The sequence below is a fragment of the Frankia sp. CcCS3 genome (assembly GCF_977927575.1).
Map to the genome: position 1 here is coordinate 1 of NZ_CDWRCL010000145.1, position 9,881 is coordinate 9,881.

The window sequence follows — 9,881 nt, forward strand, 5'->3', positions numbered from 1 at the left end:
CCCACGGGCCGCAACTGATCACAAAAGTCGGGTTGGAGTACTAACCGGCGGGTCATCTGCCTGGGCGGGACGCGAGCCGTGGAATGTCCGTGGCCCCGACGACGCTGGACTGCGCAGGCATCGTCCTGCCTACCGTGAAGGAGGGTTCACCATGAGGGCCACGCCGTCCTCCCCCGGGTCGTCCACCCCACCGACCGCGGTCCCTTCTACCGCCACACCCCCCTCCGCGGGTCCGCGCCCGCGGCCACAGCCGCGGATCGACATTCGCCGGGCGGACGACAGAGCGGCGACGCGCGTCGGCTGGCTCGACTCCCACCATTCCTTCTCGTTCGGCCATCACTACGATCCGTCGAACACCCACCACGGTCTGCTGCTGGTGAACAACGACGACACGGTCGCTGCCGGGACCGGGTTCGAGACCCATCCGCACCGGGACATGGAGATCGTCACCTGGGTCCTGCGCGGATCGCTCGTGCACCAGGACTCCACCGGCCACTCCGGCGTCATCTACCCGGGACTCGCGCAGCGGATGAGCGCCGGTCGCGGGATCCTGCACTCGGAGAAGAACGACTCCTGGCGTCTCGACGGCGGCGGGGAGCCGCATGACGAGCCGGTGCATTTCGTCCAGATGTGGGTCGCACCGGACCGCCGGGGCATCGACCCCGGCTACGAGCAGCTGGAGATCGACGACGAGCTGCTACGCGGCGGCCTGGTACCGGTGGCGTCCGGGATGGCCAGGCACCGCGGGCAGAGCGCGATCACGATCAGAAACCGGTTCGCGGCCCTGTGCGCCGCCCGGCTCAGCCCCGGTCGGGACATCAGGCTTCCCGAGGCTCCCTACCTGCACCTGTTCGTGGCGCAGGGCGAGGTGACGCTGGAGGGGACGGGTGTGCTGCGCGCCGGGGACGCGGTCCGGTTCACCGCGACCGGCGGTCAGCGGGTCAGCGCCTCGGCTCCCGCCGAGATCCTGGTCTGGGAGATGCACGCCGATCTGGCCGACCTGTCCGACCTATCCGACCTGTCCGGTCTGGCATGATCGCGCGGCAGCCGAATTGTGGGGAGCCAGGCACGGTCCAGGGACCGCAGACCGTGCTCAGGTCCCCCAAATTCACCGGCCGACGGCCAGCCGGTCCTGATGGGCGAAGAGCTGGTCGTGCATCTCCCAGAACCGCCCGTGCGCCGCGGTAAGCGCGTAGGGATGGACGTCGAACACCGGGAAGTGCCGGAAGACCAGCCGGGCCTGCCCCTGCGAGGTCTCGGTGAACTCGTGCAGGACGGGAGCCGCCCGGGCGCAGTACGGGCATTCGAAGTCAGCATACTCGACGACGACGACCGGGGCGTCGGCCGGCCCGCGGGAATGGCGGAACGGGCCGATCGGCACCGCGGGAGCGGCGGTCCCGGTCAGGGTGGATCCGGCCAGGTCACGATTATGACCACCCCGTCGCGCCCCCACCCGCCACCGTGCCGACGGGGGCGGATCGCCAGTGCCGAGGTGGTGAACAATTGGCAGCATGGGCGACCAGCGAGATCCCGGCAGGCGGGAGCGACCTCGGCCGGACTGGGCGACCACCGGGGCGGCCGATCCGCCGAACCCGGCCGAGCCACCGCCTCCCGCCGGACAGGCACATCCCGCCGCACCACCGCCTCCGGCGGATCCGCCGCGTCCCCTCGATCTCAACGCCGACCTTGGCGAGGGTTTCGGGGTCTGGCGCCTCACCGAGGATGAAGCCCTGCTCGACCTGGTCACCAGCGCCAACATCGCCTGCGGGTTCCACGCCGGTGACCCCGCGACAATGCGGCGGACGTGCGAGCAGGCGGTCCGCTGCGGAGTCCGCATCGGCGCCCAGGTCAGCTACCGCGACCTCGCCGGCTTCGGTCGCCGCCGCATCGACATGGACCCCGACGATCTACGTGACGACGTCCTCTATCAGCTCGGCGCGCTGGACGCCTTCGCCCGGACGGCCGGCGACCGGGTCCGCTACGTCAAGCCGCACGGCGCCCTCTACAACGCCATCGTCACCGACGAGGAGCAGGCGCAGGCCGTCGTCGAGGCCATCCGCTGCTACGACGCGACGCTGCCGGTCCTGGGCCTGCCCGGATCGGCGTGGTTGCGGCGCGCGAGCGAGGCCGGCCTGACCGCGGTCGGCGAGGCGTTCGCCGACCGCGCCTACACGGCCGCGGGCACTCTGGTCTCCCGGCGCACGGCCGACGCCGTCCTGCACGATCCCGACGTCGTCGTCGCGCGCGGCGTGCGGATGGCGGTCAAGGGCGTGGTCGTCAGCCGGCAGGGCACACCGGTGGACGTCGGCGCCCGCTCTCTCTGCGTGCACGGGGACACGGCGGGCGCGGTCGAGCTGGTCAGACGGCTACGCCAGGCCCTGCTCGACGCGGGTGTCCCCCTGATCCCGTTCAGCTGAGAGGATCGCGATGCGCATCCTGCCCTGCGGTGACGAGGCACTGCTCATCGAGGTGGCCGGCCTGGCCGAGGCCGAGGCCCTCTACGCGCGGCTGCGGCGGATCGCCCCGGTCGGGATCATCCAACTGGTTCCCGCGGCGCGGACGGTGCTGGTCGCGTTCGATCCCGCGGCGACCGACGCCGGGCGCCTGAGCGCCGCCCTGCTGCGCGCCGCCGGGGCTCAGCCCGGCACGCCCGGCCCCGGGCCGCAGGCCGGTCCCCCGCTCAACCGGGACGTCGTGACGATACCGGTGCGCTACGACGGCCCCGATCTGGCCGAGGTCGCCCGGCTCAGCGGACTGACTCCGGCGCAGGTCGTGGACCGGCACGTACGTGGCGGGCACCGGGTCGCGTTCTGTGGCTTCGCTCCCGGCTTCGCCTACATCGCGGGCCTCGACCCGGCGCTGCGCGTGCCACGCCGGGACAGCCCGCGCACCCGGGTCCCCGCGGGCGCGGTCGCCATCGCCGACGAGTTCAGCGGCGTCTACCCGCGGACCTCGCCCGGCGGATGGCGGCTGATTGGCCATACCGACCTGCGGGTCTTCGATCCCGGCCGGGAGCCGCCCGCCGTGCTGGCCCCGGGCACGCGGGTGCGGTTCATCACCATCACCATCACCATCACCGACGCCATCGCCGACGCCGACGCTGCCCGGGCGGTGTCGTGATCGAAATATCATGATCAAGATTTCATGATCGAAATCGTCGCACCAGGCCCGTTCGCCACGGTCCAGGATCTCGGCCGGTCAGGGCTCGCGCACCTGGGCATCACCCGGTCCGGCGCTGCCGACCGTCGCAGTCTGTTGCTGGCGAACCGGCTCGTCGGCAACGTCGCGACCGCGGCGGCGGTCGAGCTCACCTACGGCGGCCTCATCGCACGGTTCACGGATCCGGCGCTGATCGCGCTGACCGGCGCGCCGTGCCCGCTGGAACTCGCCGGTCGCCAGATCAGCATGTACTCCCCGGTGGACGTGCCCGCCGGCGCGCTGCTGCGGATCGGGGCACCCGATCGGGGCCTGCGCACCTACCTCGGAATTCGCGGGGGGATCGGTGTCCCGCCGGTGCTCGGCTCACGATCGAGTGACACCCTCTCCGGGATCGGTCCGCAACCGCTGACCGCCGGTCGGCAGCTGCCGCCGGCGGCCGACAGCGCGGACCCGCCGACCGTCGACCTCGCCCCGCTCGCCCAGTACCCGGACGAACCGACCCTGCGGGTCCTCGCCGGCCCCCGCGACGACTGGTTCACCGCGGACGCGCTGCCCACGCTGTTCTCCGCGTCCTATGAGGTGACGGCCCAGAGCGACCGGGTCGGCGTGCGGCTCCTCGGGCCGGCGCCACGCCGCCGGATCACCGCGGAGCTACCCTCGGAGGCCGTCGTCACCGGGGGGATCCAGATCCCCCCGGACGGGCGGCCGGTCCTCTTCCTCGTCGACCATCCGGTCACCGGGGGTTATCCCATGCTGGGCGTCGTCGCGTCCGAGGATCTGCACCTGGCCGCGCAATGCCGGCCCGGCCAGCGCATCCGGTTCCAGCCTTACCACGGCTGGACCACAAGATGACAGGCGAGGAGCGCCACCCGCGAAATTCGTTATCTTTGCTCGTATTGCTCCCGGGGGGGGAGACCCGAGGAGGCCTTATGGGTTCGGTTCGATTCACGACCGTCATCGCCGCCGCGTCCGTGGCCGCCCTCGCAGCGGCGCTCACCACGGCCTGCCAGGCGTTTCCCGCCGGCAAGGCAGCGTCGGCGACGCCGTCTACGGGAGCCCGGGCCGACCAGGAGATCACGATCGCCGCGACTCCCATCCCGCCGCACCCGTCCGGGGCGGCGCACACGGAGCTCACCGCGGGGTCGTTCGCCCAACCACCACGCAGCCGCACCCGGAACCGGTCGCGGAGCCGGCGAGGACATCGCCGACGGCGTCGTCCGGCCTGTCCACGGCCACGGCCCCGCTACCGCCACGGACCGACGAACCGCCCGCGGGCCTGCCGGACGATGCCCGCCTGCCGGTTCCGGTGCAGGCGCCCCTCGTCGCACCGGGCACGAGCGCCCCCGCCCCCGCCCCCGCTCCCGCTCCGGCTTCGACGCGGACGCCGCCCGTCGCCCCGCCCCGGACCGGCACCGAGGCCGCCGAGGTGGTCCGGTTGACCAATATCGAGCGGGTCCGAGCGGGCTGCGGCGCGCTGACGGTCGACGCCCGGCTGGCAGCCGCGGCGCAGGCGCACAGCGCCGACATGGCGGCGAACGGCTACTTCGGTTACACCGGCAGGGACGGTCGCGGCCTCGACAAGCGGCTGGCCGCCAACGGGTACACCGCCGATCTCATCGGGGAGAACATCGCCGCCAGATCGCTCACCGCGGCTCGGACCGTGCAGATGTGGATGGACAGGGCCGATCGGCGGACGACCATCCTCACCTGTGCCTTCACCGCCATCGGCGTGGGCTACACCACCGGCGGCGCGTACGGCACCTACTGGACGCAGGACTTCGCCGGTGCCGACCCACGAAACCACTCCGGGTCGAGACGCTCAGCCCACCCTGAGGCGCACGGCCGGCCCTGAGACGCACGCTTCCCCTGTTCCTCCCGACGGATCCTTCCGTCAGTGGTGGCTGCGGCGCCGATGACGGCCGAACGCGCCCGTGCGTTCCTCGGCTCCCTCGGCCGGAGCACCCTCGGCCGGAACGCCCTCGGCCGGGACCGAGGCACTGAGGCGGTCGCTGGGATAGACCTCCGGCTCCGCCAGGGGGCCCGGGCGCATGGCCGCCTGCTCCCGGAGTTCCCGCTGACGGCGCGCCGCGGCCACGTCGCGCACCCCCCGCACGCTCAGCCGACCCCACGCGGTCGAACCGAGAAAGAGGATCACGGCGCCGAGGCCGTAGAAGAAACTGATCCAGACGAGCGCCTGCCGGGCGGACCCACCGACCGGCCGGCCGAGCGCGCCGAGGCCCCAGGGGCCCGCCAGCGTCGGGCCGACGACAAACCAGGCGCCGGCGACAATCGCGAGCCACGCACCCAGCGCGGCGGTGCCCCGAGTGGAGCTCATCAACAGCAGGAACCCACCGACGAACGCGGCGGCACCCGGCAGCACCTCCAACCAGAAACGGGCCGACGTCCAGGTCCAGGCGCTGTTCGGGGTGAAGGCGAAGTCGAAGTACGGCCCGATGAACGGAATCAGCGCCCCCCACACTCCCAAGAGCATCAGCAGCAGACCACTGACCGCACCCCGGCTGCGGGGAATGTGCCAGGCGCCCAACCAGGGGGAGTCGATGTCGGCGACGTGGGTCATCGGGAGCTCCTTCCGTGGCCAACGCCAGGAACGTGCCCCGCCCGGTGCCGATGAACCCTCGCCGGCGACCAGTCACCACCCGGCGCGCGGAAGAGCCGGGCGGTTTCCCGCCCGCGTCGACGATGACCGACTGGGCGCGGACCATCTCGGCCCGGATCTGCGCCGGTGTGCGATGACTGAACGGCTGGGCGCCTCCACGGGCGTTTACCGTCTCCGACGTACTGGCGGCGACGAGGTGCTTCAGGTTGACCGCGGCGTTGGCGTCACGGTCGATCATCAGCCCGCAGGACTGGCAGGCGAAGATACGGTCCGACAGGGTGAGGCTTGGGTTTCGCCCGCCACAGCCGGAACAGGTCTTCGAGCCCGGCCACGTGCAGGTCCTCGACGACCACGCCGTCATGGCTGGTCGTAAGCCTGGTCGTAAGCTTGCGCAGCCCGTCGCGGCGCTGGTAGGCGACGCGGGCATGGAGGCGACCGAGGGTGGCGGCGCGTCTACGGCGACCGGCACTGCCCGGCCGATCCGGGACAGCTTCACGTGCCGATCCCCAGCCGGCCCGTAGGCGCCGGTGGTGTAGCGGAACGAGTCGCGGGCCTTCCCGCGTTTCTTGAACCGGGGAAAGCCGCCCCGGCGGCCCTTCCGCGTGCCCGTGCGGGAGTCGGTGACGTTCTTCAACCCGCGGGCCAGCCGGTCCAGCCCGGCGCAGGACGTCGAGCATCCGCGGTGTCCACACTGGATGCGGACCGTCGTCGATCGTCAGGCGACCGCGTCCGCGGGCGCTCCCCACCGGGACCGACAAATGTTCCAGTAGACCATACATCGGAAATCACCGTTGAAAGCGAGACCAAGCCGACAAGAAGCCGTTCGGCCCGCAGACGTGACTACTCCGGAGGATGTTGATCGCCGCGTTCACGCAGGTACTGACCAGGAGGAAGGCGCGGGGGCGCGGACCGCCGACGGCCCTGAAAGCCCGGCGAGACGGTACCCATCGTGCACTCATCCCACGTCAGGCCCTACCACGTCAGGCCACGTCGGTGTCATGCCGTGGATCGGGCGCGCCCTTTCGCCAAGCATGATGTTGAGGCCACGATGTCGACAATCCGGACGAATCGCCGTCTGTTAACATAAATATGCCACACAGTCCACCGATATCCGACGATCATTAGGCAACGATCGACGCTCGCTGTGCAGGAGGACCGCTCATGGCATGGCCAGCCGCTCCGGCGGGAACCATCCCGGGCACGTCCGTCGCCGGGGCATCCACCACGGAGGCCACCCCGGACCCGGAGCCCCCGGTCTCGCCCGCCCACATCCCGGCCGCCCCGGTCTCGGCCACGCCGGGTTCGGCCGCCGCGTCCCCGGTCGGCCAGCGGGTGCGGGTACCCAAGACCGCGGAACTCGTCGCCAGCCAGCTGCGGCGGCGGATCATCCGCGGCGAGCTCAGCGAGGGTGACGCCCTACCGCCCGAACCCACGCTGATGGCGCAGTTCGGGGTCTCGCGCCCCACCCTGCGCGAGGCGTTCCGGGTGCTGGAGGCGGAGGCGCTAATCTTCGTGCGGCGCGGGGCCCACGGCGGCGCGCGGGTCCCCACCCCGAGCCCCGAGGTCGCCGCGCGCTACGCCGGTCTCGTCCTCGAACACCGCGGCGCCGCCCTGGGCGACGTCCACCAGGCCTGTGCCGTCGTCGAGCCGCCGTGCGCGGCGCTGCTCGCCGAACGGCGTGATCCCGCCGACGTCGCCCGGCTACGCCAGCTCCTCCACGAGGGTGACGAGGCCGCCGACCATCCCGTCGCGCTCGCCTCGGCCCAGGCCGCCTTTCACCTGGCCGTGGTGGAGCTGACCGGAAACAAGACACTGACCGTGATCACCGGGATGCTCCAGCATCTCGTGGAGCTCACGAACAGCCACGGCGGTCGCCCCGGTGCCGACAACCGTCCGGAGGAGACCAGTCTCGCCGCGGTCGCCACCGATGACCGATCGTCCGCCCGTGCGACCCGCCGGATACACGCCACGCTCATCGACCTCATCGAGGCCGGCGACACACAGGGCGCCGCCGATCTCTGGCACCGGCACCTCGCCGCCCCCGACCACGCGATCCCCGGCGGTCCGGCCGACCGGTGCGTGCTGGACCTGCTCAGCTGAATCAAACTGCTGAATCAAACTGTGGAGGGTTGGTCACGGTTTCCAGGCCGCCGGCCGTGCATTAACCCTCCACATTTTCGACGGATCGACGGACCGACGGATGGTGGGCGGCGGGCCACACCGTCCACTGGGTCACCGGCCTCGCCGGGCGCCATCCGGTGAAGCCACCGATCGGGACCGCCCGACTCACTGACAACCGGACCAAATCACCGCCCAGGCGGGCGTGCCAGGAGACGAGGAGCGCCTCGGACTCGAGGGTGACGGCGTTGGCGACGAGCCGGCCACGTCCGCCCAGCGCCGCCCAGCAGGCGTCGAGCAGCCCGGGGGTCGTAAGGCCGCCCCCGATGAAGACGGCATCCGGCGCCGGCAGCCCGGCCAGGGCCTCGGGCGCCCGGCCGGGCACGATCCGCAGCGCCGGCACGCCGAGAGCCGTGGCATTGCGCCGGATCCGGTCGGCGCGCTCCGCCCGCGGCTCGATCGCGATCGCACGACAGGTGCCATGGGTGCGCATCCACTCGATCGCGATGCTGCCCGAGCCCGATCCGACGTCCCACAGCAGTTCGCCCGGGACCGGTCCGAGCCGGGCCAGGGTCACCGCCCGGATCTCCCGCCTGGTGAGCTGACCGTCGTGCTCGAACGCGTCATCAGGCAAGCCCGGCGTCCGCGGGCGGTGCGGGGCGGACGGCGTGGGCACCGGCTCGACAGCGACGACGTTGAGGTCCGCCGGCTCGCGCAACGGCACCTGCGGCACGACCGACCCTTGCGGCACGACCGAGGCGGCCCCGCCCGGGTGCTCCACGGCGGCCCAGGCCCGGGCACCGGCCTCGACCCAGGCGGAGGCGGGGGCGCTCTGGCGCGCCTCGTCCGGCCCCCCGAGCCGGTCGAGAACCGTCAGCAGGCTCTCGCCGTACCCGCGCCCGACGAGCAGGGTGGCGAGCTCGACGGGCGTGGCCCGGTCAGAGCTGAGGACGAGCAGCCGTCGACGCGGCGCCAGTGCGGCCTGCACCTGCGCGAGGGGGCGCCCAACCGCGCTCACCACGTCGACGTCGTCCACGGCCCACCCGAGCCGCGCGCAAGCCAGGGAGAGCGACGAAGGATGGGGCAGGACCCGCACCCGGTGCGCTCCCAGCAGCCGGACCAGAGTGGTGCCGATCCCGAAGAACATCGGATCACCACTCGCGAAAACACAGAGCTCACCCCGCCCCGCCTGACCGCCGGTGCCGGCGTGCCCGGCCAGCAGGCGGGGCAGGGCCGGCAGCAGCGGGGACGGCCACGGCACCCGCCGGCCTCCGACGGGCTGGCCGTCGATCCTTTCGGGCACGAGGGCAAGCTGGCGATCGGCGCCGAACAGCACGGCCGCCCCGCGCACCACCTCACGGGCCGTCGGCGCCAGCCCCGCCCAGCCGTCGGCCCCGATACCTACCACGGTGACGCGCACAGCGGAGGGGATTGAGTCGGCACCGATGTCGGCGGAGCTGGAGTCGGCACCGATGTCGGCGGAGCTCACCGGCCCGGGGGACCCGAATCTGGTGACGTCACCGGATCCGGGCGCGGTCGCCGACATGGCGGCAGTATCGGTCGCCGACGTGGCGGCAGTATCAGACACAACAGGCGAGCGTAGCGCGTCGGTCAGGAGGATCAAGAATAGCTGTGCGCCTCGTCCGGACAGACCTGGTCGGCGACCTCCGCCACCTGCCGCGCAACCGCGTCCCACCGAGCCGCGGCGGGTCGCGGGTATATCAGCCGCCGCCGGGCACGGAGGCCACCGACGGCCAGGGGATGGAAAATCACCACCGTATCGGGTAGCAATTCCTAGTGAAATGCGATCCCCGACACGTTGCACGCCGGCTCCGCGATCGGTGTGGCCTTCGAAGTCCGGATCGCAGACGGACCCAGGAACAGGAAGAGCAGACATCTGTACGCCAGGGTACCAGGATCGCTCCGAGACCTGCGCATAGGATGGCCGGGTAAATTCTCACATGGCGGCTCTTCGACGTTAAGCGGG

The 9,881-nt window shown here is 72.0% G+C and carries 9 protein-coding genes and 2 pseudogenes; 6 read left to right on the plus strand and 5 right to left on the minus strand.

Annotation, left to right across the window (positions count from 1 at the left end; all coding sequences use genetic code 11):
• Positions 1–151 precede the first annotated feature (151 nt).
• Positions 152–1,036: a pirin family protein gene (locus tag AC08OQ_RS13205; RefSeq protein WP_476605387.1), complete on the plus strand. Its 885-nt coding sequence runs from the start codon at positions 152–154 to the stop codon at positions 1,034–1,036.
• Positions 1,037–1,108: 72 nt separating this feature from the next.
• Here AC08OQ_RS13205 and AC08OQ_RS13210 read toward each other — a convergent pair whose 3' ends face one another.
• The gene (locus AC08OQ_RS13210; RefSeq protein WP_462186023.1) at positions 1,109–1,453 is read right to left on the minus strand and encodes a DsbA family protein; all 345 of its coding nucleotides are present in this window, start codon (positions 1,451–1,453) and stop codon (positions 1,109–1,111) included.
• A 58-nt stretch (positions 1,454–1,511) separates the two neighbouring features.
• Here AC08OQ_RS13210 and AC08OQ_RS13215 point away from each other — a divergent pair, with 58 nt between their 5' ends.
• The 4 genes from AC08OQ_RS13215 (at position 1,512) to AC08OQ_RS13230 (ending at position 5,011) form a co-directional block, all read left to right on the plus strand.
• Positions 1,512–2,417, plus strand: a complete 906-nt coding sequence (locus AC08OQ_RS13215; RefSeq protein ID WP_476601499.1) for a LamB/YcsF family protein — start codon at positions 1,512–1,514, stop codon at positions 2,415–2,417.
• 10 nt (positions 2,418–2,427) lie between these two features.
• The gene (locus AC08OQ_RS13220; RefSeq protein WP_476601500.1) at positions 2,428–3,120 is read left to right on the plus strand and encodes a 5-oxoprolinase subunit B family protein; all 693 of its coding nucleotides are present in this window, start codon (positions 2,428–2,430) and stop codon (positions 3,118–3,120) included.
• Between the two features lie 24 nt (positions 3,121–3,144).
• The gene (locus AC08OQ_RS13225) at positions 3,145–4,011 is read left to right on the plus strand and encodes a 5-oxoprolinase subunit C family protein (protein ID WP_476601501.1); all 867 of its coding nucleotides are present in this window, start codon (positions 3,145–3,147) and stop codon (positions 4,009–4,011) included.
• 583 nt (positions 4,012–4,594) lie between these two features.
• A complete protein-coding gene (locus AC08OQ_RS13230) occupies positions 4,595–5,011 on the plus strand; it encodes a CAP domain-containing protein (protein WP_476605388.1) in 417 nt (138 codons plus the stop codon).
• Between the two features lie 39 nt (positions 5,012–5,050).
• Here the strand turns inward: AC08OQ_RS13230 and AC08OQ_RS13235 are convergent, their stop codons facing one another.
• The 3 genes and pseudogenes from AC08OQ_RS13235 to AC08OQ_RS13245 form a co-directional block, all read right to left on the minus strand.
• On the minus strand, positions 5,051–5,737 hold the full coding sequence (locus AC08OQ_RS13235) for a hypothetical protein (protein ID WP_476601503.1): 687 nt from the start codon (positions 5,735–5,737) through the stop codon (positions 5,051–5,053).
• A 286-nt stretch (positions 5,738–6,023) separates the two neighbouring features.
• Positions 6,024–6,203 (minus strand): annotated as a pseudogene (locus tag AC08OQ_RS13240) (hypothetical protein); the annotation flags it as partial.
• Positions 6,154–6,555: pseudogene (locus tag AC08OQ_RS13245) on the minus strand (hypothetical protein); the annotation flags it as partial. The pseudogenes AC08OQ_RS13245 and AC08OQ_RS13240, both read right to left, overlap by 50 nt.
• Positions 6,556–6,937: 382 nt before the next feature.
• On the opposite strand from AC08OQ_RS13245, the gene AC08OQ_RS13250 reads away from it, so the two are divergent.
• Positions 6,938–7,876 carry a FadR/GntR family transcriptional regulator gene (locus AC08OQ_RS13250; RefSeq protein ID WP_476601504.1) on the plus strand — a complete coding sequence of 313 codons (939 nt, stop codon included), beginning with the start codon at positions 6,938–6,940 and terminating at the stop codon, positions 7,874–7,876.
• Between the two features lie 61 nt (positions 7,877–7,937).
• Here AC08OQ_RS13250 and cbiE read toward each other — a convergent pair whose 3' ends face one another.
• Positions 7,938–9,440 (minus strand): precorrin-6y C5,15-methyltransferase (decarboxylating) subunit CbiE, encoded by a 1,503-nt coding sequence (gene cbiE / locus AC08OQ_RS13255; protein ID WP_476601505.1) that lies wholly within the window; start codon positions 9,438–9,440, stop codon positions 7,938–7,940.
• Between the last annotated feature and the right edge of the window lie 441 nt (positions 9,441–9,881).

Excerpts from the sequence above, each read along its gene's own strand:
- AC08OQ_RS13225 (WP_476601501.1), top strand. The coding sequence starts at position 3,145 with ATGATCGAAATCGTCGCACCAGGCCCGTTCGCCACGGTCCAGGATCTC.
- AC08OQ_RS13235 (WP_476601503.1), bottom strand. The coding sequence starts at position 5,737 with ATGACCCACGTCGCCGACATCGACTCCCCCTGGTTGGGCGCCTGGCAC.
- AC08OQ_RS13250 (WP_476601504.1), top strand. The coding sequence starts at position 6,938 with ATGGCATGGCCAGCCGCTCCGGCGGGAACCATCCCGGGCACGTCCGTC.
- AC08OQ_RS13215 (WP_476601499.1), top strand. The coding sequence starts at position 1,512 with ATGGGCGACCAGCGAGATCCCGGCAGGCGGGAGCGACCTCGGCCGGAC.
- cbiE (WP_476601505.1), bottom strand. The coding sequence starts at position 9,440 with ATGTCGGCGACCGCGCCCGGATCCGGTGACGTCACCAGATTCGGGTCC.
- AC08OQ_RS13205 (WP_476605387.1), top strand. The coding sequence starts at position 152 with ATGAGGGCCACGCCGTCCTCCCCCGGGTCGTCCACCCCACCGACCGCG.
- AC08OQ_RS13220 (WP_476601500.1), top strand. The coding sequence starts at position 2,428 with ATGCGCATCCTGCCCTGCGGTGACGAGGCACTGCTCATCGAGGTGGCC.